This is a genomic window from Haloarchaeobius iranensis (assembly GCF_900103505.1).
GTDB classification, from domain to species: domain Archaea; phylum Halobacteriota; class Halobacteria; order Halobacteriales; family Natrialbaceae; genus Haloarchaeobius; species Haloarchaeobius iranensis.
Genome location: NZ_FNIA01000030.1, coordinates 1 through 22,190 on the forward strand (window position 1 = coordinate 1; position 22,190 = coordinate 22,190).

General features: G+C 67.8%; 17 protein-coding genes, 2 tRNA genes, 2 rRNA genes and 1 pseudogene. 15 read left to right on the forward strand and 7 right to left on the reverse strand.

Features of this window, described 5'->3' with window-relative positions; translation table 11 throughout:
- Positions 1–214: 214 nt before the first annotated feature.
- The 5 genes from BLT27_RS17125 (at position 215) to BLT27_RS17145 (ending at position 5,589) form a co-directional block, all read left to right on the forward strand.
- Positions 215–3,137: ribosomal RNA gene (locus tag BLT27_RS17125) — 23S ribosomal RNA — on the forward strand.
- A gap of 127 nt (positions 3,138–3,264) precedes the next feature.
- A 5S ribosomal RNA gene (rrf, locus tag BLT27_RS17130) occupies positions 3,265–3,386 on the forward strand.
- Positions 3,387–3,562: 176 nt separating this feature from the next.
- A tRNA-Cys gene (locus tag BLT27_RS17135) sits at positions 3,563–3,638 on the forward strand.
- 242 nt (positions 3,639–3,880) lie between these two features.
- Positions 3,881–5,278: a lamin tail domain-containing protein gene (locus BLT27_RS17140; protein WP_089736123.1), complete on the forward strand. Its 1,398-nt coding sequence runs from the start codon at positions 3,881–3,883 to the stop codon at positions 5,276–5,278.
- The gene (locus BLT27_RS17145) at positions 5,278–5,589 is read left to right on the forward strand and encodes a DUF3006 domain-containing protein (protein WP_245707842.1); all 312 of its coding nucleotides are present in this window, start codon (positions 5,278–5,280) and stop codon (positions 5,587–5,589) included. The genes BLT27_RS17140 and BLT27_RS17145 overlap by 1 nt, the downstream gene beginning before the upstream one ends.
- A gap of 4 nt (positions 5,590–5,593) precedes the next feature.
- Here the strand turns inward: BLT27_RS17145 and BLT27_RS17150 are convergent.
- A pseudogene (locus BLT27_RS17150) lies at positions 5,594–6,633 on the reverse strand (hypothetical protein).
- Positions 6,634–6,771: 138 nt separating this feature from the next.
- On the opposite strand from BLT27_RS17150, the gene BLT27_RS17155 reads away from it, so the two are divergent.
- Positions 6,772–7,626 carry a hypothetical protein gene (locus tag BLT27_RS17155; RefSeq protein ID WP_089736128.1) on the forward strand — a complete coding sequence of 285 codons (855 nt, stop codon included), beginning with the start codon at positions 6,772–6,774 and terminating at the stop codon, positions 7,624–7,626.
- Between the two features lie 18 nt (positions 7,627–7,644).
- Here BLT27_RS17155 and BLT27_RS17160 read toward each other — a convergent pair whose 3' ends face one another.
- Both BLT27_RS17160 and BLT27_RS17165 read right to left on the reverse strand, forming a co-directional pair.
- Positions 7,645–8,049, reverse strand: coding sequence for a hypothetical protein (locus BLT27_RS17160; protein WP_139172389.1), 405 nt, complete (start codon positions 8,047–8,049; stop codon positions 7,645–7,647).
- 312 nt (positions 8,050–8,361) lie between these two features.
- Positions 8,362–8,435: transfer RNA gene (locus tag BLT27_RS17165), tRNA-Lys, on the reverse strand.
- A gap of 95 nt (positions 8,436–8,530) precedes the next feature.
- Between BLT27_RS17165 and BLT27_RS17170 the strand changes: the two genes are divergently transcribed.
- Entirely contained in the window at positions 8,531–9,799 is a 1,269-nt protein-coding gene (locus BLT27_RS17170; RefSeq protein ID WP_089736132.1) for a M20/M25/M40 family metallo-hydrolase, read from the forward strand.
- Positions 9,800–10,211: 412 nt separating this feature from the next.
- Here BLT27_RS17170 and BLT27_RS17175 read toward each other — a convergent pair whose 3' ends face one another.
- The gene (locus BLT27_RS17175; RefSeq protein ID WP_089736134.1) at positions 10,212–10,868 is read right to left on the reverse strand and encodes a DUF7119 family protein; all 657 of its coding nucleotides are present in this window, start codon (positions 10,866–10,868) and stop codon (positions 10,212–10,214) included.
- 49 nt (positions 10,869–10,917) lie between these two features.
- Entirely contained in the window at positions 10,918–11,064 is a 147-nt protein-coding gene (locus tag BLT27_RS19940) for a hypothetical protein (RefSeq protein WP_175526504.1), read from the reverse strand.
- 312 nt (positions 11,065–11,376) lie between these two features.
- Here BLT27_RS19940 and BLT27_RS17180 point away from each other — a divergent pair, with 312 nt between their 5' ends.
- From BLT27_RS17180 to BLT27_RS17195, 4 genes are all read left to right on the forward strand, one after another.
- Entirely contained in the window at positions 11,377–11,700 is a 324-nt protein-coding gene (locus BLT27_RS17180; RefSeq protein ID WP_089736136.1) for a DUF8134 family protein, read from the forward strand.
- A 66-nt stretch (positions 11,701–11,766) separates the two neighbouring features.
- Entirely contained in the window at positions 11,767–13,596 is a 1,830-nt protein-coding gene (locus BLT27_RS17185; protein WP_089736138.1) for a nitrite/sulfite reductase, read from the forward strand.
- 350 nt (positions 13,597–13,946) lie between these two features.
- Complete coding sequence (locus BLT27_RS17190; RefSeq protein WP_089736140.1) at positions 13,947–14,234, forward strand: DUF6360 family protein; 288 nt, start codon at positions 13,947–13,949, stop codon at positions 14,232–14,234.
- 266 nt (positions 14,235–14,500) lie between these two features.
- Entirely contained in the window at positions 14,501–16,444 is a 1,944-nt protein-coding gene (locus BLT27_RS17195) for a PAS domain S-box protein (protein ID WP_089736142.1), read from the forward strand.
- 6 nt (positions 16,445–16,450) lie between these two features.
- Here BLT27_RS17195 and BLT27_RS17200 read toward each other — a convergent pair whose 3' ends face one another.
- Positions 16,451–16,753 carry a DUF7562 family protein gene (locus BLT27_RS17200; RefSeq protein ID WP_089736144.1) on the reverse strand — a complete coding sequence of 101 codons (303 nt, stop codon included), beginning with the start codon at positions 16,751–16,753 and terminating at the stop codon, positions 16,451–16,453.
- Positions 16,750–18,396, reverse strand: a complete 1,647-nt coding sequence (locus BLT27_RS17205) for an NADH-quinone oxidoreductase subunit D (RefSeq protein WP_089736146.1) — start codon at positions 18,394–18,396, stop codon at positions 16,750–16,752. Before BLT27_RS17205 ends, BLT27_RS17200 begins: the two co-directional genes overlap by 4 nt.
- 115 nt (positions 18,397–18,511) lie before the next feature.
- Here BLT27_RS17205 and BLT27_RS17210 point away from each other — a divergent pair, with 115 nt between their 5' ends.
- The 4 genes from BLT27_RS17210 (at position 18,512) to BLT27_RS17225 (ending at position 22,172) form a co-directional block, all read left to right on the forward strand.
- Entirely contained in the window at positions 18,512–19,168 is a 657-nt protein-coding gene (locus tag BLT27_RS17210) for a helix-turn-helix domain-containing protein (protein WP_089736148.1), read from the forward strand.
- Positions 19,169–19,299: 131 nt separating this feature from the next.
- Entirely contained in the window at positions 19,300–20,220 is a 921-nt protein-coding gene (locus BLT27_RS17215) for an alpha/beta fold hydrolase (protein WP_089736149.1), read from the forward strand.
- 153 nt (positions 20,221–20,373) lie between these two features.
- A complete protein-coding gene (locus BLT27_RS17220) occupies positions 20,374–20,694 on the forward strand; it encodes a hypothetical protein (RefSeq protein ID WP_089736151.1) in 321 nt (106 codons plus the stop codon).
- The gene (locus BLT27_RS17225) at positions 20,691–22,172 is read left to right on the forward strand and encodes an alpha/beta hydrolase (protein ID WP_089736152.1); all 1,482 of its coding nucleotides are present in this window, start codon (positions 20,691–20,693) and stop codon (positions 22,170–22,172) included. Before BLT27_RS17220 ends, BLT27_RS17225 begins: the two co-directional genes overlap by 4 nt.
- Positions 22,173–22,190 lie beyond the last annotated feature (18 nt).

Below are 22,190 nucleotides of genomic sequence, written 5' to 3' on the forward strand. Positions count from 1 at the left end.
TGTCGTTCGGGTGGAGTTCGAATCGCTCCCCTTAAGTGTGGGAGACCGATACGACTCTATCCGAACAACGAACCGATGCACCACCCCGTGCAAGCGAGGGTGGGAAGGGTCGAACGTAGCCCAGCTTACACTCCTGGGCAACGTTATGACACCGTGTGTACGCGCAATCCAGGCGTCCACTGGACCATTCCGGGTCACAGTGAACGTCCCATATACAACGTGGCTACTCTGCCACCTGATGGATAGCTCGGCTCAAGAGCCGACGAAGGACGTGCCAAGCTGCGAAAAGCTCCAGCAAGCCGCACGGAGGCATCGAACTGGAGATCTCCTAATGGGAATCCCCACCGCAATTGCTTCGCGCAATGGGGAACACCGGGAATTGAAACATCTCAGTACCGGTAGGAAAAGAAAGCAATACGCGACATCGTTAGTAACCGCGAGTGAACGCGATCCAGTCCAAACCGAAGCCCTCACGGGCAATGTGGTGTTCGGACTGACACTCACCGCTCGAACCCTTCTGTGAACTCTCCTGGAACGGAGGATGATACAGGGTGACAATCCCGTAACAGAAGCCAGTACAGCGTGCGTCAGCTCCAGAGTACCGAGGGTTGGATATCCCTCGGGAACAACGCGGGCATCGACCGCGAAGACTCAGTACTCCTTGAGACCGATAGCGAACAAGTAGCGTGAGCGAACGCTGAAAAGCACCCCACAACGGGAGGTGCAATAGGGCTTGAACCCAGGTGGCGATAGAGCGACGGGGCATACAAGGCCCCACGAAAAACGACCGAGACGCGAGTCTCCAGTAGGAATCGTGGGGAGCCGATGTTCCGTCGTGCGTTTTGAAAAACGAGCCAGGGAGTGCATCTGACCGGCAAGTCTAACTCGAGCATCGAGGCAGGCGCAGGGAAACCGATACGGCCGCAGCCCTCACGGGCCAGGGCCACCGTCTTCAAGGGCGGGGAGCCGACCGGATGCGACCCGAAACCAGGCGATCTATGCGTGGGCAAGGTGAAGCGTGCCGAAAGGCACGTGGAGGCCTGTTAGAGTTGGTGTCCTTCAATACCCTCTCGTGACCTACGTATAGGGGTGAAAGGCCCATCGAGCCTGGCAACAGCTGGTTCCAGTCGAAACATGTCGAAGCATGACCTCTGCTGAGGTAGCTCGTGGGGTAGAGCGACCGATTGGGAGACCCGCCATCGAGAGATGTCGGCCTCCCTGTCAAACTCCGAACCTACGAGCGCCACAGACGCAGGGAGTCCGGTGTGCGGGGTAAGCCTGTGCACCATGAGGGAGACAACCCAGAGCTGGGTTAAGGTCCCAAAGTATGGATTAAGTGCAACCGAAGGTAGTCTCGAGCCCTAAACAGCCGGGAGGTGAGCTTAGAAGCAGCTACCCTCTAAGAAAAGCGTAACAGCTTACCGGCCGAGGTTCGAGGCGCCGAAAATGATCGGGGCTCAAATCCATCACCGAGACCTGGCGACACCCCCCATAGGGGTGATTCCGTAGACTGGCGCTCCAGTCGGGTGGAAGCACGGACGAGAGTTCGTGTGGACCGACTGGTGACGATAATCCTGGCCATAGTAGCAGCGATAGTCGGGTGAGAACCCCGACGGCCGAATGAGCAAGGGTTCCTCGACAATGCTGATCAGTCGAGGGTTAGCCGATCCTAAGTCACACCGTAAGTCGAATGTGACGACAGGGAAACTGGTTAATATTCCAGTGCTCACAGACAGTAAACGCCGACGCCTTGGGAACAATCGAGCTGGGCCATCGCCCAGTCGAATTATGCAACTCCGTGGAAGCCGTAACGGCACGAAGCGGACGAACCATGAGACAGCGAAAGTCGATCGTACCTAGGGCCCGTGAAAAGGCAAGTCTGTGACTCGTACCAAGAACCGACACAGGTGCTCATGGCGGCGAAAGCCAAGGCCTGTCGGGAACAACCGACGTTAGGGAATTCGGCAAGTTAGTCCCGTACGTTCGCAATAAGGGATGCCTGCCTCGCAGAGAGGCAGGTCGCAGTGACTCGGGCGCTCCGACTGTCTAGTAACAACATAGGTGACCGCAAATCCGCAAGGACTCGTACGGTCACTGAATCCTGCCCAGTGCAGGTATCTGAACACCTCGTACAAGAGGACGAAGGACCTGTCAACGGCGGGGGTAACTATGACCCTCTTAAGGTAGCGTAGTACCTTGCCGCTTCAGTAGCGGCTTGCATGAATGGATCAACGAGAGCGCCACTGTCCCAACGTTGGGCCCGGTGAACTGTACGTTCCAGTGCGGAGTCTGGAGACCCCCAAGGGGAAGCGAAGACCCTATAGAGCTTTACTGCAGGCTGTCGCTGAGACACGGTCGCTAATGTGCAGGATAGGTAGGAGACGTTACACAGGTACCCGCGCTAGCGGGCCACCGAGTCAACACTGAAATACTACCCATTAGTGACTGTGACTCTCACTCCTGGCGGAGGACACCGGTAGCCGGGCAGTTTGACTGGGGCGGTACGCGCTTGAAAAGATATCGAGCGCGCCCTATGTCCACCTCATCCGAGTCGGAGACTCGGAGCAGAGCGCAAGAGCATACGGTGGGCTGACACTGTCCTTCACAACGAGGGACGGTGACGCGAAAGCGTGGTCTAGCGAACCAATTATCCTGCTTGATGCGGGAAATTGATGACAGAAAAGCTACCTTAGGGATAACAGAGTCGTCACCGGCAAGAGCACATATCGACCCGGTGGCTTGCTACCTCGATGTCGGTTCCCTCCATCCTGCCCGTGCAGAAGCGGGCAAGGGTGAGGTTGTTCGCCTATTAAAGGAGGTCGTGAGCTGGGTTTAGACCGTCGTGAGACAGGTCGGCTGCTATCTATTGGGGGTGTAACGGTACCTGACGGGAACGTTCGTATAGTACGAGAGGAACTACGAATGGTGACCACTGGTGTACGGGTTGTTCGAGAGAGCACGTGCCCGGCAGCCACGTCACACGGGGTAAGAGCTGAACGCATCTAAGCTCGAAACCCACCTGGAAAAGAGGTACCACTATGATCACCCGTAGAAGACGGGTTAGATAGACTCGGGGTGTGCGCGCCAAGGCAACGAGGCGTTAAGCCCGCGAGCACTAACAGATCATGCCATTAGTCATACCGCATACTGGGACCACCGTACTGCGATTCGGGGTGGTCCAGGCGCGAACTGGATTGCGCGTGTACACGAGTGTAGACGACCGATGACGGTCCACTGCAACGGTTCGATTCCGTTGGTCGGCGTTAAGGCGGCCACAGCGGCGAGGTAACACCCGTACCCATCCCGAACACGGAAGTTAAGCTCGCCAGCGTGTCGGGGAGTACTGGAGTGCGCGAGCCTCTGGGAAACGCGATTCGCCGCCTGCCATTCATACCTTTCATTCATTCGTTGGCGAGCGACAGCCCCATCGTGGGCTGTGGGTCGTCGAGTGCGCAGATAGCATCGGCGAGCTACGGCCACATCCTCCGAACGAGGTGAACCGGACGGGAGCGACGGCGTACATCGCTACGTTTAAACTCGGCCGACCAGTAGTTGAGACTGCGCCAAGGTGGCAGAGTCCGGCCGAACGCAGCGGCCTGCAGAGCCGCCCACCGCCGGTTCAAATCCGGCCCTTGGCTTTCTGCGACGAATCAGATCGCGAGATGCCCGTACGTGGTTCGAACCGGAGGGCGACCGCGGTTCAGGCTTCGACTCGGCGTTTCCGTGAAGGACGAGGCGCACGGTCGCCGCCGCCGCCCAGCGACCGCTACCGGGCTGCGGGCGCTCACTTCGTTCGCGCCGCGGCCCGGCCTCCGGCCGGGGATGTCGTGACAGAACATTGGCAACCACGTTTATCGATATCTCAGTGGTATGTTCCGGTGTGCGAACCGGAACCCGCGGATCGGTGGCGCTGCTGGTGTTGCTCGTCGTCTGTAGCGGCTGCTTCGGCGCACCGGACGCGGGCGTGGCCACCACGACCGACGAACGAGGGACGGCCGGGACGGTCGACGGCACGCTCGAGGTCCACGTCATCGCGGTCGGGCAGTCGGCGAGCACGCTCGTCATCACGCCGGCCGGGGAGACGGTGCTGGTCGACTCGGGCGACTGGCGCGACGACGGCGAGATAGTCATCGACTACCTGGAGCGGCAGGGTGTCGAGCGCATCGACCACCTGGTCACCTCGCACGCGGACGCGGACCACATCGGCGGTCACGCGACGGTCATCGAGCACTTCGAGACGGCAGGCGAGGGCGTCGGGGCGGTGTACGACCCCGGTATCGCGTCGTCGTCGGCGACGTACGAGCGGTACCTCGACGCGGTCGAGGAGTACGACGTGCCGCTGTTCCGGACGCGAGCGGGGGCACAGCTCCCCGTCGAAGGGGTCGACGTGGAAGTGCTTGGCCCGCCGACGGAGCCGCTGGCGAACGTCGACCGCAACGAAAACAGTCTGGTGTTCCGCCTCGCGCACGGGAACACGAGCGTCCTGTTCACGGGTGATGCGGTCGTGGTCGGGGAGCAGTACCTGGTGTCGAGCTACGGCGACGGGCTCCGGTCGACTGTGCTGCTCGCGGGCCACCACGGGAGCCGGTCGAGCACGGGGTCGGCGTTGCTCGACGCCGTGCAGCCGCGGGCTGCGGTGATCTCGAGCGCGTACGACTCGCAGTACGGGCACCCGCACCAGGAGGTGCTCGAGCGGCTGGCGACGCGGTCGGTTCCGGCGTACTGGACCGGCGTTCACGGCGACGTGGTGCTCCGGAGCGACGGACGGACCGTGACGGTGCTGTCGCAGCAGTCGGCGACGACGGTCGCGACGGCGCTGCGGGATGCCGAGGCGGTCGACCCGCGAAGCAACGACCCGGTGGCCATGCGTGAGCAGTTCGTCGCTGACTCCGGGCGGTCCGTCGACGCCATCACGCCGGACGGTGGTACGATGACGTCGGTCGCGGGGCAGCTCTCGCTCGTCGAGGTGCACGCGGACGCGGCCGGAAACGACAACGAGAACCTCGACGACGAGTACCTCACCTTCGAGAACACGGGTGATTCGACGGTCGACCTGGGCGGCTGGGTGCTGGCGGACGCAGCGGGGCATCGCTACACCTTCCCGTCGGGGGTGACGCTCGCGCCGGGCGAGCGGGTGACGGTGTACACCGGCAGTGGCACCGACGGTGCTGGTGAGCTGTACTGGGGCGCGGACGGCGCGATCTGGAACAACGGCGGCGACACCGTGCTCGTCTCGACCGACGAGGGGGCCGTCGTCGTTGAGGAGGAGTACACATGATGCGAGAGTACACGGCAGTGCTGGACCGGTTCGAGGAGGAGACAGCGGTGCTGCTGGTGGAGGCGGACGGCGAGGCCGTCGACGAGTTGCTCGTCCACCGCCAGGAGCTGCCGCCGTCGGGGCGCGAGCAGGGCGCGGTGTTCGAGCTACGCGTCTGTGGTGACTCCCTCCGCGCGCTCTCCTATCGGCCGACGGAGACGGAGGAGCGGACGGCGGCGTCGCAGAGTCGGTTCGACCGGCTGGCGCAGGACCTCCCGACCGCGGACGACAGCGACGAGAGGACGGACGGAGGGCTGCCCGGGGGCGAGTAACGGGCTAGAGGATGCCGGCCGGGTCGGTCGGCGGTGAGAGTGGACTGGCCGGGAGGTCGTGGTCGAGGTCCGGGTCGTTGTAGCCCCCGGGGCCACGTCGTTGGGTGCGTCGGCGTAGAACAGCGACGCGAGCGCCTGGATGTGGCCGCGTCCGACACCGAGCTCGAACTGGCCACCGCCGTAGCGGCTGATGTCGTGGTCGGCGCAGTAGCCGAGCGTGTCGAGCAGCGACTCGGCGGTTCCGAAGCGCGAGGGCTTGATGTTGAGCCAGTCGGGCTCGAACGGGAGGTTCTCGACGCTCTCGACGCCGGTGACGGGGTAGTCCCAGCTCACGCGGTGCTCCTCGCCGTCGAACAGGGAGCGCGTCTCGTCAGTGAGCGCGGGGTCCTCGACGACGGCGTCCGGGAACCCCTCGAGGACGCGCCGGTAGAGGCCGGGGTCCGGCGGCTGGTCGACCTCGGTGCCCTCGTACTGGCCCTTCAGGTCGAGCAGGCGGACCGCGTCGGTGTCGGCGAGTTGGGCGACGAGGTCGTCGTGCCACGCCGAGACTGGGTCGAGCTTGAACTCCGCGGTGGGGGTGACGGCCTGGGTTGCCTCGATGCGGTCGAACGTCGGTGGCTCGCCCAGCCGCGTGCTGACGACGAACCGGACGGGGTCGTACGAACGGTCGAGCGCGTCGCCGAGGTTCGTCCCGGCCTGTCGGAGCGCGAGGTCGAGCGCGGCGCTCTCGACGCCCCAGCGGCGGTAGTGACGGGCGGCCGTCTGTCCTGGTGGCTTCGGGAACAGCTCGACGTCGTCGAGCATCGCGGAGAACTCGGCGAACGTGTACTCGCCCTCGAAGTCGAAGTCGTGGGCAGCCTGGAGGGCGTCGTGGTCGTCGGCGTCGTAGGTCACGTCCTCGCCGCGGCCGACGTGGCCGTCGCCGTGGAGTTCGAAGACGGTGGTCACGCGCGTGAACCCGCTCGACGTGTCGCGCTCGTGGCGTCGCAGTCGGTAGTCGTCGACGACCAGCGGCAGGTCTGCGACCGCATCGAAGAGCGTCATGCCGCGAGGTACGACGGGCAGTGGCAAAGCTCCGACGGGGCACGGCGGTGCGGGTTCGGACCCGAGCCCGGACCAGCACCTCCGACGCCGTCCATGCAAAGAGAAATCGTTTTAGGCGGCGCGTCCGAGGCTCCGACTATGCAACGACGAGCAGCGGCGGCCTACGTCGTACTCCTCCTCGTTATCACCGCCGGGGCCTTCGCGTTCATCTCGACCGCGGAGGGACCGGCCGTCTCGCTGGAGGACCCGGACGAGACCCTGCAGAAGGGGTCGACGTTGACGGTGAACGACCGCGTGTACAACGTCACGGACATCTCCGCGAGCAGCGGCGGCGGTGGCGGCCACGGCGGCGGTGGCGGCACCACGTACGAGGCGGCGCTCGTGTGGACCAACGACTCCGCGCAGTGGACGGAGACCTGGGGGAACAACTCCACGGTCACCTACCAGGGCGACACCTACCGCGCGTTCATCGCGAACACGTCGGAGCCGACCGAGATCGCCCTGCGCTGGGAGCCGAGCGACCGGTTCAGCCCGCAGTGGGTCGACGGCGTGCAGTACATCGACGGCGAGCCGGACACGCTGGACCGACAGGCGACGCGCGTCGACACGTACATCGAGAACTCCAACAACTCGAGCATCCAGCCGCGCACCATCGACACGACGAGCTCGCTCGACTACAACGGGAACGAGACCACCATCACGACGGCACCCGAGCAGGCGACGTTCACCTGGACCGCGCCGCGTGACAACGAGGTGACGTTCGGACAGCACGAGAACGTCACGCTCAACGGCGTCGACTACGCGGTCCACTTCACCAACGAGAACACCGTCACGCTCCAGCAGGGCCAGGACGCCCAGGTCGCGCTCTACGAGCAACTCGACGACAAGAGCCGCTTCCACGAGCGTATCAACGGCTTCTGGGGCGTCGTCATCGTGGCCAGTCTCGCGCTGGTGCTGCTGGTGACGCTTGCGTTCCTCCCGCGGAAGGAGTGAATCGACTCGCGGATTCTTCTACTGCGGTTCGCGTCCGTCGCTCGTGACCAGTGCCGGGTAGCCGCTCGACACGACGAGCAGTGTGCTCCCGACCGCCGTCAGGTACAGGCCAGCCGCCGGGACGTAGTAGTGGCTGCCCAGCAGCGACGAGAGCTCGACGGCCGCGGCGAGGCTGCCGGCACAGCCCGTGACGACCGCGGCCGTCGTGGTGAACTGGCTGTCCGGGCGGGCGAGCAGCCCCAGCGTCACGAGGCCGGACCAGACCAGCAGCGGGAAGCCGTAGTACTCCAGTCCGGACCCCATCCCGGGTAGGTAGACGAGGGGGCCGGCCTCCTGGGCCGGTCGGGGCCGTAGCCACGGGCGCCACGTCCCGAGTGCGAGCAGGCCGACGCCCACGAGCGAGACTGTTCGGTGTCGTCGCATACGGCCGGATTCAGGATGGCTGTTTGTGGGCTTTCTGCCGTCCCACCGTGACGGCTCCGTTCCTCGCAGGAGCGGGCGGGAGGCGTAGCGGGCCGGATGGGAATTGAACCGGAGCCAGACGTGCTCGCTCACTTCGTTCGCTGCGCGCGACTGGCAGGGTTCAATTCACAGTTACCGCTTCGCTCCTCACGTGCGTTCGGAGCAGAAGCGGGCCGGATGGGAATTGAACCACGGTCGCTCACTGCGTTCGCTCCCTGATTCAATTCCCGCACGGCTGTCGCTTCTCATTGCTCACTTCGTTCGCAAGAGAAGCGGGCCGGATGGGAATTGAACCCATGACCGTCTGGTTAAAAGCCAGACGCTCTGCCTAACTGAGCTACCGGCCCGTGCGCTCGACAGTTCGCAGTGGCACGGTTAAAGGGTTGTCGTTCGCCGGGGGTGCATCGAACGATTTTACCCGTGGGTCGCCGCACTCGTAGCCATGGACGAGTTCGCCGACCGATGGAGTGGAGACCTCCGAGAGTTCCTCGACGAACTGCTGCGATTCGACACGACCGACGGGCAGGAGGCTCCCGCGATGGTCTGGCTCCGCGAGCGGTTCGCGGAGTTCGGTTTCGAGACGTACGAGTGGACCGCGGACGCGGCGGCGTTGGCCGAGCACCCGTCGTTCCCCGACGACCCCGCCGAGATCGAGGTCGAGGACCGGCCGTCGGTCGCGGGCGTGGTGGAGTTCGGCGACCCCGACGCCGGGCCGACGCTGGTGCTGAACGGCCACGTCGACGTGGTGCCGGCGACGCGGTCGGCGTGGTCGAGCGACCCGTTCGAGCCGGAGTGGGACGACCACCGGGTGACCGCCCGCGGGGCCGCGGACATGAAGGGCGGGCTGGTGTCCTGCGTGTTCGCCGCGCGGCACCTCGCCGAGCTGGCGGGGGGCGCGGACGGGCCGGCCCTGGACGGCCGCGTCGTCGTCGAGGGCGTCGCCGGCGAGGAGGAGGGCGGCATCGGTGCCGCGGCGGCGGCGATGGACAACCCGTACCCGTTCGACCGCGACGCGGCCATCATCGGCGAGCCGACCGAACTCGGCGTCGTCACCGCCGTCGAGGGCAGCGTGATGAAGCGCCTGCGTATCGAGGGCCGCTCCGCACACGCGGCGACGCGCTGGCGCGGGGAGTCCGTCCTTCCGCATTTCGAGGATATCCGCCACGCCTTCGAGGAGCTGGAGGCCGAGCGCGAGGCGCGGGTCGACCATCCGCTGTACGACGACTACCCGGTCAAGTGGCCGGTCTGCGTTGGGACCGTCCGCGCGGGCAACTGGGCCTCCGCGGTGCCTGACGAGCTCGTCGCCGAGGTGCGCATCGGTGTCGCCCCCGGCGAGACCGTCGCGAGCGTCGAGGCCGAGTTCCAGGAACGGCTGGACGAGGTCGTCGCCGAGAGCGAGTGGCTCAGCGAGCACCCGCCGACGTTCGAGCGCTTCTCCATCCAGTTCGAGCCCGCGTCGGTGGACCCGGTCGACCCGGTCGTCGGGGCGGTTCGGGCGGCGGCCGAGGCGGCCGGGTTGGACGCGGAGCCGTACGGGGGCACCTTCGGCGCGGACAGCCGGCACTACCAGCACGCCGGCATCCCGACGGTGCTGTTCGGCCCGGGGAGCATCGACCAGGCGCACTTCCCCGACGAGTCCATCGACGTTCGCGAGGTCGAGACGGCCGCTGGCGTGATCGCGGATGCTGCGGCCCGATTCTGCGGTCGATAAATCGGACTTCTCTTGCCTGTCTCGTGTTCTCAGTCATGGGTGCTGCTGCGGACGACAACAGCCAGGAAGCCCCCGAGCGCTCGCCGCCTGCGACTCGCTGTCGTTCGAGAGAGCGAAGCTCTCTCGTGATGTCGCCGGAAAGCTCCGATTTCCGGGATGACGAAAGACGCCGGGGGCGTCTTTCGAACCACGCTGCTCGTTCCTGCGGTGCTTGCGTCGTCTCGGCTGGCGAGCGCTCGGCCCCTTTGAGTCCCCTCCGCCGCACCCGCACCGCACCTCAGACCTCCCCAACCGACTGTGCTTCTCGCTCCGCTCCGATGCTCGTCCCTCGCGCGGATGGCTCGCGGCCTGCGGCACGCTCGCCAGCTGCGCGCCAGTGGCGTCAGTTCGGGAAATCGTAAGTGAGCCGACTTCAGAGGAAATCGTCGAGCGCGTCGGCGACCACGTCGTCGGGCGTCCGGTTCTCGACGGACGCGCGCCGGCGGAGCTCGCGGTAGGTCGCAGGCGGGAGCGTCAGGGCGAGCGCGCCGAGGGTGACGTCGTGGTCGGCGAGCGCGTCGGCGACGGAGGCCCCGTCGTTGACGGCGCTGGCGACCGCGCGCACCTCGCGGACGGTGAGGTCGGCGTCGAGCACGGCCCAGGCGAGGTAGAGCCGTGCCTCGCCACCGACGCGGGCGATGTGCTTGGCGGCCGAGGGCGCGATGTGCCCCTGGGCGACGTGCCGTCGGATGGATTCGGGGAGGTCGTGGACGCGGGCCCACTTGCGGATGAAGGAGACGGTGGCGGGCTCGCCGACGCGCTCTGCGGCGGCGGTGTAGGAGCCCTCGCCGCGGACGAGGGCGGCGCAGGCGGCGGCCCCGCGCAGCATGTAGACGTTGTCCTCGGCACCGACCGTGTTGCGGGCGAAGGCGTCGACGGTCTCGGCGGCCGCGGCGAGGGAGTCGGCGTCGGTGGGGTCGAACTGGACCGCGTCGCGGGCGCGCTCGCCGGTGACGGCCGGGTCGCCCCGGATGACTGGCTCGCCGACGGGTGACTCCCGCTCGGTCCGGGTGGGCCGTTCGTCGCTCATTGTGCGCCGTTGGGGGTCACCATCCAAAAACTCCCTGCTGGTGTGTCCCTCACTCCTCGTCGCGCTCCTCGGAGAGGTGCTCCCAGATCTCGGTACAGCCCGCGCCGGGGTCGAGGTCGCGGAGGTGGGCGTCGGGGCGCTCGTCGTCGGCTCCGTCGTCGGCCTCGTCGTCGGTTTCGACGGACCGACCGGTCATCGTGGCGCCTCCGGTTCGTACAGCTCCGGTGCCACGTCGGCGGAGGCGTGCTGGCGCTCGGAGTCTGGTCGGTCGGGTGTCGACTCGTCGGTCATCGTCGTGACGTAACGGCGGCCCCTCCTTAACCGACGCTGCCCGGACAATCGTCACCGGGGCTCGGGGGTACCGGCACTTCCGGCCGGTATCTCTGACGCGGGGCAACGACCGAAACCGACGGACGAGAGCCGATTTACCGTACCGTCGTCCGTCGTCGAACGCGCGAAGCGTTGCACCGGGCGACGGGACCACCCTGCTGCAGCGCCACCGTCCGGTATGGCAACTGAACTGCGCGTGCTGGACGACGGCGCGTGGATCAGCGTCGACAACCAGCGTCGGGTGCCCAACAGCGACATCTGGCCCCTCGCAGTCACCGATTTCTGCGGCTGCGAGACGGCCCACGTCGTGCTGGAGGCGTTCACCGACGTGGGCGTCGACCGCGACGGCGTCTCGGTCCAGGCGGTCGGCCAGTGCATCGACTGCGGCACCGAGGGCGCGCTGGACTGGCTCGCCGTCGGCCGGGTGCGAGACGGCGCGTTCCACCCGTACGACCCCGCTGAACTTCGCCCGCGGCTCGAACCCGGCAACGATATCCGGTGACGGCGAGCACCGGGGGAACCTGACGCGGAGCGCGCCGGTATAGGAGTGGCTGTCGTAGGCCGTTCCATGCCGACCGACGTGGAACAGTGGAAGTCCGAGCTCTACGGCACGGACATCCGCGAACACATCGAGCGATTCGCCGAGACGGGCTGGGACTCGATTCCGGAGGACGAGCGCGACGCCTGGTTCGAGCGCTTCAAGTGGTACGGGCTGTACCACCAGCGCGCCGGCCAGGAGTCCTACTTCATGATGCGCATCGGGCCGCCCAACGGCGTGCTCGAACCGGGCCAGTTCCGGACCGTCGCCGAGATAGCGAAGGAGTACTCGACCGGCCCCGCCGCGAACCCCGAGTTCGGCAACGGCTGGCTCGACGTGACGACCAGACAGGCCATCCAGCTCCACTGGATTAACATCGAGGACGTGCCCGCCATCTTCGACGCGCTCGAGGACGCCGGGCTCACGACGATGCAGGCGTGTGGCGACTCCTGGCGCAACATCGTCGGCTGCCCGGTCGCCGGCAAGGACGAGCACGAGCACGTCGACGCGCTCCCGACCATCCACGAGCTGAACGACCGCTTCAAGGGCAACGCCGAGCACGCGAACCTCCCCCGGAAGTGGAAGGTCAGCGTGACGGGCTGCCGCGAGGGCTGCGGCCAGGGCGACATCAACGACCTCGCCCTCGAACCCGCGACGAAGACAATCGACACCGATGAGCGAAGCTCATCGAACAACCAGAACTCTCCGGGTTCTGGTGACGGCGAGGCACGCGAGGGGTTCAACGTCCGCGTCGGTGGCGGGCTCTCCCGGAACGAGCCGCGCTTCGCCCGGGACATCGACGTGTTCGTCACGCCCGAGCAGGCCGCCGACGTCGCCGGCGGCATCTCCGCGCTGTTCCGCGAGTACGGCGACCGCGAGGACCGCTACAACGCCCGCATCAAGTTCCTCGTCGACGAGTGGGGCCCCGAGAAGCTCCGCGATGTCCTGCAGGACGAGTTCGTCGACTTCGAACTCCACACCGCCGGGGAGGACCTGCGCTCGGAGTACAGCTACAACGCCGGCGAGGCCGCCGGGAAGCACGACCACGTCGGCGTCCACGGCCAGCCCGACGGGAACAACTACGTCGGCCTGAACGTCCTCGTCGGCCGTATCGGCGCGGACGACGCGCTCGACATCGCCGACGCCGCCGACGAGCACGGCTCCGGCGAGGTCCGGCTCACCCAGCGCCAGAACATCGTCCTCACGGACGTGCCCGACGAGAACGTCGACGACCTGCTCGCGGAGCCCGCCCTGGAGCACTACTCGCCGGACCCGCACCCGTTCATGCGGGGCTCCATCGCCTGCACCGGCACGGAGTTCTGCTCGCTCTCCATCGTCGAGACGAAGAACCGGCAGGTTCGCTACGCCCGCTGGCTGAAGGACAACGTCGAGCTCCCCGCCGGCGTTGAGGACTTCCACATCCACCTCTCGGGCTGTACGGCCTCCTGTGCCCAGCCCCAGATCGCCGACATCTCCCTGCGCGGGATGAAGACCCGGAAGGACGGCGAGCCCGTCGAGGCGCTCGACATCGGCCTCGGCGGCGGCCTCGGCGAGGAGCCCCAGTTCGCCTCCTGGGTCACCGAGCGCGTGCCCGCCGACGAGGTCCCCGGCGCCATCCGGAACCTGCTCGCGAACTTCGAGGCCCAGCGTGCGGACGAGCGCCAGAGCTTCCGCGAGTTCGTCGCCGCCCGCGATGACGACGAGCTGGCCGAACTGGTCGAGCCAGAGGAGACCAGCTACGACGACCCGTTCATGCACAACACGAAGCGCACCTGGTACCCGTACGCCGACGAGGATTCGCTCGACGACTCGCCCGCGCCGGCCTCGCCCGACGGGGAGCCGCTGTCGGCCGACGACTGAGACGACGGGCCGTTCGAGTCTGCATCGACCCCGCTCATCGGGCTGAGAACAGCAGCACTCTTGCGTTGGCTCCGCGGTTCCTCCGTGGTGGTGTAGCTCCCGACGTGACGCTCTCCGTCCGGCTGTCCCGTCTCCAGAGCGATTTCGTGGGGCTCCCCGTCGGTCTCGGCGGACTGCTACCGCTCGTCCAGCGTCGGGCCGCCTGACTGCCGACGGGGAACCGGGACTGGACGCCAGCTCGGACGCTTGACTCGACCATGACTGGGCCGGGGGACGAGCGTGTTGTCGCGGTCAGCGGCCGACGTTGTCGCGAGCACGTCCGCTAAGTGTCTCGCCGCGTTCTGTCGGGTATGGCCGACCGACTCCTGAAGGTGAACGCCTACACCACCCTCGACCTCGTCGACGCGACGGTGCGCGGCCACGACTTCGAGGACGAGGTGTTCGCGGTGTGCAACGCGACGGCGGCGCGCGAGTCGCCCGACCACGTCAAGCTGCAGTTCGAGCTCGACAACATGACCGAGGACCTCCTGCCGGCGCACACGGAGGAGCTCCAGTTGACGCCGGAGCAGGCGCGCACGCTGGCCGTCGACCTCGAGAAGCAGGCCGACCGGGTCGCGGAGAGCGAGGGCGGGTCGTAGCTCGGTCGCTGGAGTGACGGTCAGTCGAAGCAGGCGACCGTGACGCCGTCCTCCCACGGGTCGGGATGCGTCCCGTCGCCCTCTCTCGTGGGCGCGGACCGCGACCGAGGTGTCGACGTAGTAGACGGCGAGGTTCACCCCCGAGTCCGCGATCGTTCCCCGGGGACCGGCAAGTGCTTTCCCCCAGACCGCCGCTCGATGTGTCCGAGGGCGGGGGACCATCGGTGCCACACGCATTATAGTGTAGCCAGCCCAAGCCGTTCGTGATGGACGGCAGTTCTCGCCGCGAGCAGCTCTACGAGGTGTTCGCCGACCGGGGCCGCCCGGTCGGCGAGCTCGTCGCCGACGCGCTCGACATCGGTCGCGCGTACCTCGACCTCCCAATCGGCTTCCTCACGCGCATCGAGGACGGCACGCAGACGATCATCCAATCGACCGGCGACCACGAGCTCATCCAGCCCGGGGAGAGCTGCCCGCTCGACGACGCCTACTGCCGCCGGACCGTCGAACTCGACGGCCACCTGGCCGTCCACCACGCGAGCGCCTCCGAGGCAGTCTCGCAGACCGCGCTCCGGACGTTCGGGCTCGAGACGTACGTCGGCGCGAAGGTGCTCGTGGACGACGAGGTGTACGGCACGGTCTGCTTCGCCAGCCAGACCCAACGCGACGCCGAGTTCGACACCGACGAGACGGTGTTCATCGAGGTGTTCGCCAAGCTGGTCGGCCAGGCGATAGAGCGCCGGCGCTACGAACGGGAACTCGAACAGCGCAACGAGCGTCTCCAGCGCGAGAAGGCTCGCATCGAGGGCATCGCCGAGACCAGCTTCGACATCCTGTTCCAGCTCGACCTCGACGGCGAGTTCACCTACGTCTCCCCCGCGGTCGAACAGACGTTGGGCTACGCCCCCGGGACGCTCGTCGGCTCGCCCTTCGCGGACATCATCGTCCAGCCCACGCTCGACGACGCACTCGTCGCCTACGCCGACGCCCTCGAGGGCGAGCCCGCCGAGAACGTCGAACTCGACTTCGTCGACGCCGACGGCGAACGGGTCGTCATCGAGGTGAACGCGACGCCCGTCACCGACGACGGCGAGATAGTCGGCATCCAGGGCGTCGGGCGGGACGTGACCGAACAGAAGCGCCGCGAGCGAGAGCTCCGGCTGAAGAACCGCGCGATGGACGAGGCCGACATCGGTATCTCCATCGCCGAGGCCGGCGGGGACAGCAACCCCCTGCTCTACGTCAACGAGGGCTTCGAGCGGGTCACCGGCTACGGCGCCGACGAGGCGCTCGGCCGCGACTGCCGGTTCCTCCAGGGCGAGGCGACCGATCCCGACCGCGTCGCCACGCTCCGCGAGCACATCGACGCCGAGGAGCCGGTGCTCGTCGAGCTCATCAACTACCGCGAGGACGGCACGCCGTTCTGGAACCAGGTGCAGGTCAGCCCCGTGGAGGACGACGACGGCGAGGTCACCCAGTTCCTCGGCTTCCAGACCGACATCACCGAACGCAAGCGCACCGAACAGCTCGTCCAGCTGCTCAACCGCGTGCTCCGGCACAACCTCCGGAACGACATGAACGCCCTGCTCGGTTTCGGCGACCTGCTCCGCGAGGGGACCGGCGAACCCACGGCCGTCGGCTCGCGCATCGTCAGCACCGCCGAGTCGCTCGTCCACCTGACCGAGCAGGCCCGCGAACTGGAGCGCTACGCGCGCTACGAACGCGACCCGCGCCGCCTCGACACCGACGCCATGCTCGCCGCCCTGGTCGACGAGCAGCGCGAGCGGTTCCCCGACGCGACGGTCGAGCTGGACTGCCGAACCGAGCGCGCGGTCTGTGCCGGCGTCGAACTCGAGCAGGCGCTGACCGAGCTCGTCGAGAACGGCCTCAAACACGACCCATCATCCGCACCCTGTGTCCGTGTCACCGCCGCCGACGAGGGCGACTGGGTCGTCTGCACTGTCGCCGACGACGGCCCGGGCATCGACGAGATGGAGGCACACGTCATCTCGAAGGGGCAGGAGTCCGCGCTCGAACACGGGAGCGGGCTCGGGCTCTGGCTCGTCAACTGGATCGTCACCCGCTACGGCGGCTCGTTCCAGATTCGAGGGGGCGACGACGGAACCGTCGCGACGGTCCGCCTGCCAGCCATCGAGGACGGTCAGTCGGTCGCCGACGTGGCGCGGTCGCCGACGGTGCTGTTCCGGTGAGCGCGGTCAGGCGCGCGACTCCGCGTCGTCCGCCGCTCGCTCGCAGAACCGCCGGAGGAACGTCCGCCGGTCCGTTCGGCCGGCGTCGGCTGCGACGAGCGCCGCTTCGAGCCCGTCGCGGTTCTGGTGGCAGCACTCCCGGTAGCAGGGCTTGCAGAGGTACTCGAACTGCTTGCCCTGCCGGCTCCAGCGGTCGCCGTGTTTGTCGTACTCCCGTGCGTCGTCGCGGGGGAGCTCGTCGCCGCAGGCGATGCAGGTGACCTGCTCGTCGGGGTCGAACGACCACGGTCGCCAGCCGGTCGCCGTCATCGGTCCACCTCTCCCATGATGGTGTCGAGGCTCCCGAGCGTCGCGACCAGGTCGGCGACGTACTCGCCCTCGGCCATCGCGGGGAGCGCGGACAGGTTCGAGAACGAGGGCCCGCGGATTTTGAACCGCGCCGGGGTCTCGGTGCCGTCCGCGCGGATGTAGATGCCGAGCTCGCCCTTCGCACCTTCGACGGCACGGTAGCACTCGCCGGTGGGCTTCAGCGTCCGGGGGACGTTCGCCTGACAGGTTCGCTCGTCCTCCGGCCAGTCCTGGAGCAGGTCGACGCACTGCTCGACGATGGCCGCTGACTCCTCGATCTCCTGCAGTCGGACGAGCACGCGGGCGAAGTTGTCACAGTCGTCCTCGGTGACGACGTCCCAGTCGAGGCGGTCGTAGTAGCCGTAGGGGTCGTCCCGCCGGACGTCGTAGTCGACGCCGGAGCCGCGGGCGACCGGGCCGGTGGCGCCGTGCTGCTTCGCGACCGCCGGCGGCAGTTCCCCGGTGTCGACACAGCGGAGCTGGAACGTCTCGTTGTTCGTCAGCAGGCTGTGGTACTCGTCGAGTCGGTGCGGGAGGTCGTCGGTGAACGCCCGCACCATCTCGAAGAACTCGTCGCGGGGCTCGGGGACGTCCCAGGCGACGCCGCCGACCCGGAAGTAGTTGAACATGAGGCGCTGGCCCGTCAGCTCCTCGAGGATGTCCTGGACGCGCTCGCGGTCCCAGAACCCCCACATGAAGGCGGCGGTGAACTCGCCGCTGACGTCCAGCGCGTACATCGCCGTGAACAGGAAGTGCGAGAGGATGCGAGACAGTTCGGCGCTCATCGTCCGGATGACCTGTGCGTACTCGGGGACCTCGATGTCGGCGAGGGTCTCGATGGTGCGGGCGTAGGCCCACTCGTTGAGCAGGCCCGCGCCGCCCCAGTCCCACCGGTCCGGGTACGGCATTATCTGGTGGCGGTAGGTGCCCCGCTGGCACATCTGCTCCTCGCACCGGTGGATGTAGCCGACGTCCGGGTCGACGTCGACCACCTGCTCACCGTCGAGGGTCACCTTCAGGTGCATCACGCCGTGGGTCGACGGGTGGTGCGGGCCGATGTTGAGGAACATCGTGTCGGTCCCGCCCCCGCGGTGGTCCTCCTGCAGCGGGTTGGCGTGCGCCTTCAGGGGCACGATCTGTGGCCGGTCCTGGTCGTAGTCCGCACGGAGCGGGTGGCCCTGCCAGGTCTCGGGCAGGAGGATACGGCGGAGGTCCGGGTGGTCCTCGTACTCGATGCCGAGGAGGTCGTACGCCTCGCGCTCGTGCCACTCGGCGGTCCGGTAGACCGACGCGGCCGACTCGCTGACTGGGCCGTCGTGCTTCGTGGGGACGACGACCGACAGCTCGCGGCTGCGGTCGTCGTAGCTGGTGAGGTGGTAGATCGTCTCGAAGCGGTCCGGGTACTCCTGTGCGGTCACGCAGGAGCAGTGGTCGAGCCCGACCGTCGAGCGGAGTGCCGAGAGGGCCGTCTGGACGCTGTCGGCGCGGACCACGACTGCGGGGGCGGTCTCGTGTGACTCACGGCCGACGATGGCGTCGTCGGGGAGGGCCGTGACCGCCTCGTCGAGAAGCCTGTCGGCGGTCGAGTGGTGTTGCCGTTGCATCGTTCACAGGTGGCAGTTTTCGGCGTGGCTCGGGAATTGCCGCTGCCTCACCTGTGTCGGAATTTATATGGGGCGCTCCCCAACCCGTCCGGTACCGCGAACTGCGGATGAGTCCATGCGATATCTCACATTGTTGGTGAAGGCGGACGGCGGGAGCGCACTCCACCCGCTCGGGAGCGAACTGAGCGACGACCCGTCTATCGAACGGCGCGCGATCCACCACGTCGAGCTGCTCGCCGACGGGACGGTGCTGCTGCTGGCCGAGGCGAGCGGCAGCCAGGACCGCTACCGGGAGATAATGGCGGACTCCCCGTACGTCGTCGACTATCTCACGGCCGGGGACGACCGGTGGCTGGCCGTGAGCCAGTTCGAACCGACGGAGACGGTCCGCCGGGCCCTGGAGCTACAGCGGGAGTCGCTGCTGGTCGTCGACACGCCCATCCGGTTCACGTCCGCGGACCACCTCGAGGTGACCTACCTGGGGACCGACGAGACGTTCCGGGAGCTGTCCGACTACGTCGACGAGCTCGACTCGATGGCCGTCGAGATCCTCCAGATGGGCGAGTACGAGGCCGAGGAGTCCTCGTTCAGCAGGCTGCTCACCGCCCGCCAGGAGGAGATACTCGAGGTCGCGGTCGAGCTGGGGTACTACAGCGAACCGCGCGAGGCCTCGCTCGAGGACATCGGCGCTGTCGTCGACATCGCCCCCGGAACGGTCGGCGAGCACCTCCGGAAGGTGGAGGAACGCGTGTTCGGCGAGCTCGTGCGGTGACCGGTCCGGCTAAAAGGGCCCTCACCGGTGTGGCAGTCCGCGTATCCAGCCGCGGCGCGTACGTCCACCCGTCGAAGGCAGCCGTTCCGCGGCTGCCGCACAGCACCCGAACCGAGCTCTCCCCAACGTCGATGTCTATCACCCACGCGTCCCCGGACACTGATGCATCGCTCCTCCCCGAGTACGGGCTGGAATCGACCTACCGAGCGGTCAACGGCGTCGAGCTGCACGTCGTGACCGCCGGCGACCCCGACGCGCCGCTGGTCGTCCTCCTGCATGGCCACCCGGACTTCTGGTACGGCTGGCGCGACCAGATCGGCGCGCTCGTCGACGCCGGGTTCCGCGTGCTCGTCCCGGACCAGCGGGGCTGCAACCTGAGCGAGGCCCCCGACGGCGTCGACGCCTACCGCCAGTCGGAACTGGTCGCCGACGTGGTCGACCTCGTCCACAGCGAGGGCCGCGAGTCGGCCCACGTCGTCGGCCACGACTTCGGCGGGTTCGTCGCCTGGAACGTCGCACTCCGCCGGCCGTCGGTGGTCGACCGGCTCGGCATCGCGAACGTCCCGCATCCGACCGTGTACCGGGACACGCTCCGGTCCAGCCCCCAGCAGCTCGCCCGGAGCTGGTACGTCTGGTTCTATCAGCTGCCGAGGCTCCCCGAGTGGCTGCTGCGTCGGAACGGGATGGCAAACATGGTCGACTCCCTCGAGATAACGTCGAACCCGGACACGTTCGACGAGGCGACCATCGACCGCTATCGGGCGGCCTGGGAGCACACCGGCATCGGGCCGCGGATCGACTGGTATCGCGGCTTCCGGCGCTCGGAGCAGCCGCCGAACACCACCGTCACCCAGCCGACGCTCGTCTGCTGGGGGGAGGACGACATCGCGCTCGTCACCTCGATGGCCGAGGAGAGCATCGACCGCTGTGAGGACGCTCAGTTGCGCCGGTTCCCCGACGCCTCGCACTGGGTCCACCACGAGCGCGAGGGCGTGACCGACGCGCTGGTCCGACACCTCTCCGGGGGGTCGAGCGGGAGCCAGGTGGGGTGACCACGATGACGGCAGCAGCACACCGAAGTCGACCCCGGCCCGCCAGTGTGTCCCGTGCGGGGCCACCGCGCCGGCGCGGCCGACGGCGAGCGCGTTTTCCGGGTGAGAAACACCGCGACCGGATATATTCGCCCGCCGGGGGGAGACACTGACATGTCGGCTCCTGCCTCTACCGCGGTCGAGTGGCTCGCGGCCGGCAGCATCGTCACCCTCGCAGGCGTCCTCGTCAGGTTCCTGGGGTGGACGTTCCTGCTGGCGGGATACGACGGCCAGTCCGAGATTCCCGACGACGTGGTCCGGGAGATGGCGGGGAACACGATACTGCGGGTCGGCATCGCCGTGCTGGCGGTCGGTGGCCTCGCCTCGGTCACCGACGTGCCGTCGTACCTCGGCCTCCTCGTCGGACTCGGTATCCTCCTCGCGGTGGGTCGGCTGCTCTACAAGCTGAACACCTACGAACCGACCGGCACATGACGGGGGCCGGTCTCCGCAGGCGCAGGGCGCTCCAGGCGCTCGGGAGCGCCCTCGCCGTCGCGACGGCGGGCTGTTTCGGCTCCACCTCGACCGACGACGGGACGACGGAACCCACCCCGACCGAACGGCCGACGACGGGCGCCCCCGAACCGACCGGCGACCCCACTGCCACCACCACGAGCGACACGCCGACGGCAGGAACGGTCGCACGGTCGGTGGTCCAGAGCCTGCTGGCGGGCGACTACGAGGCGGCCCGGTCGCCGTTCTCGTCCGCCCTGGCGGGGCAACTGTCGGCACAGCGGCTCGAAGAGCGCTGGAAGAAACAGCGCTGGTCCATCGGCGGCCCCGAACGGATCCGGCCCACGACGGGGGCCGGGGCTCCCGGGACGACGACGAGCGAGGCGACAGCGACAGCCGACGGCGCCGCGTCCGTGGTCGTCCACGTTCAGGGCGGCCACGGACGGCTCGCTGCCACGGTCGACGTTCGGGACGGGGCCGTGACCGGGCTGTCGTTCGCACTCGAACAGACCGGGTCCTACAGCCCGCCCACCTACGCCCGGCCGGACAGGTACCGGGAAGAACCGGTGACCGTCGATGCGGGCACCGGCTACCCGCTGCCGGGAACCGTGACGCTGCCGACGGACCGGGACGGGCCCGTTCCGGGGCTGGTGCTGGTCCACGGGTCGGGGCCGCAGGACCGGGACGAGACGGTCGGCCCCCAGAGGCCGTTCCGGGACCTGTCGGTCGGGCTGGCGAGTCGCGGCGTCGCCGTGCTCCGCTATCGCAAGCGCACCAGGGAGTACAGCGTCGACGACGTGACGGCGCTGACGCCCGACTGGACCGTGGTCGAGGACGCGGTCGCCGGCGTCCGGACGCTGAGCGCCCGCCCCGCCGTGCGGACCGACGGGGTCGGCCTCCTCGGGCACAGTCTCGGTGGCTACCTCGGGCCGAAGATCGCCGAGCGGAGCGACCGCGCCGCCGCGCTCGTGCTCGCCAACGCGCCGGGGCGTGCGCTGTGGCGGGCGAACCGCTACCAGCTCCGGCAGATATACGCGTGGGACGGCAGCGTCTCCGACGAGGAACGTGCCCGCCTGGACCGCATCGAGCGGGTCGGCGAGCAGGTGTCAGCCGAGGGGTTCCCGGCGGCACGACGCGTGTTCGGCCAGTACGGCGCGTTCTGGAACGCCGTGACCGACTACGACCAGGGCTCGGTCGCCGCAGGGCTGTCCATCCCCGTCACGGTCCGGCAGGGGAGCCGGGACATCCAGGTCCCGCCGGAGTCCAGCACGGCCGCCTGGCGAACCGCCCTGGACGGTGTCGCGGACGCGTCGGTCGAACGGCACGCCGGACTGAACCACCTGCTCCTCCCGACCGACGGCCCGTCCTTCCTCGGGCGGTACTACACCGAGCCACGGAACGTCGCGCAGCCGTTCGTCGACGACATCGCCGACTGGCTGCCCCGAGCGACGTCGCCGTAGCGCGCTCGTGTCGTCGCG

Coding starts and splice junctions, on each gene's coding strand:
- BLT27_RS17215 (WP_089736149.1), top strand. CDS start 19,300: ATGTCTATCACCCACGCGTCCCCGGACACTGATGCATCGCTCCTCCCC.
- BLT27_RS17180 (WP_089736136.1), top strand. CDS start 11,377: ATGGCAACTGAACTGCGCGTGCTGGACGACGGCGCGTGGATCAGCGTC.
- BLT27_RS17190 (WP_089736140.1), top strand. CDS start 13,947: ATGGCCGACCGACTCCTGAAGGTGAACGCCTACACCACCCTCGACCTC.
- BLT27_RS17160 (WP_139172389.1), bottom strand. CDS start 8,049: ATGCGACGACACCGAACAGTCTCGCTCGTGGGCGTCGGCCTGCTCGCA.
- BLT27_RS17155 (WP_089736128.1), top strand. CDS start 6,772: ATGCAACGACGAGCAGCGGCGGCCTACGTCGTACTCCTCCTCGTTATC.
- BLT27_RS19940 (WP_175526504.1), bottom strand. CDS start 11,064: ATGACCGGTCGGTCCGTCGAAACCGACGACGAGGCCGACGACGGAGCC.
- BLT27_RS17175 (WP_089736134.1), bottom strand. CDS start 10,868: ATGAGCGACGAACGGCCCACCCGGACCGAGCGGGAGTCACCCGTCGGC.
- BLT27_RS17185 (WP_089736138.1), top strand. CDS start 11,767: ATGCCGACCGACGTGGAACAGTGGAAGTCCGAGCTCTACGGCACGGAC.
- BLT27_RS17170 (WP_089736132.1), top strand. CDS start 8,531: ATGGACGAGTTCGCCGACCGATGGAGTGGAGACCTCCGAGAGTTCCTC.
- BLT27_RS17220 (WP_089736151.1), top strand. CDS start 20,374: ATGTCGGCTCCTGCCTCTACCGCGGTCGAGTGGCTCGCGGCCGGCAGC.
- BLT27_RS17225 (WP_089736152.1), top strand. CDS start 20,691: ATGACGGGGGCCGGTCTCCGCAGGCGCAGGGCGCTCCAGGCGCTCGGG.
- BLT27_RS17210 (WP_089736148.1), top strand. CDS start 18,512: ATGCGATATCTCACATTGTTGGTGAAGGCGGACGGCGGGAGCGCACTC.
- BLT27_RS17195 (WP_089736142.1), top strand. CDS start 14,501: ATGGACGGCAGTTCTCGCCGCGAGCAGCTCTACGAGGTGTTCGCCGAC.
- BLT27_RS17145 (WP_245707842.1), top strand. CDS start 5,278: ATGCGAGAGTACACGGCAGTGCTGGACCGGTTCGAGGAGGAGACAGCG.
- BLT27_RS17200 (WP_089736144.1), bottom strand. CDS start 16,753: ATGACGGCGACCGGCTGGCGACCGTGGTCGTTCGACCCCGACGAGCAG.
- BLT27_RS17205 (WP_089736146.1), bottom strand. CDS start 18,396: ATGCAACGGCAACACCACTCGACCGCCGACAGGCTTCTCGACGAGGCG.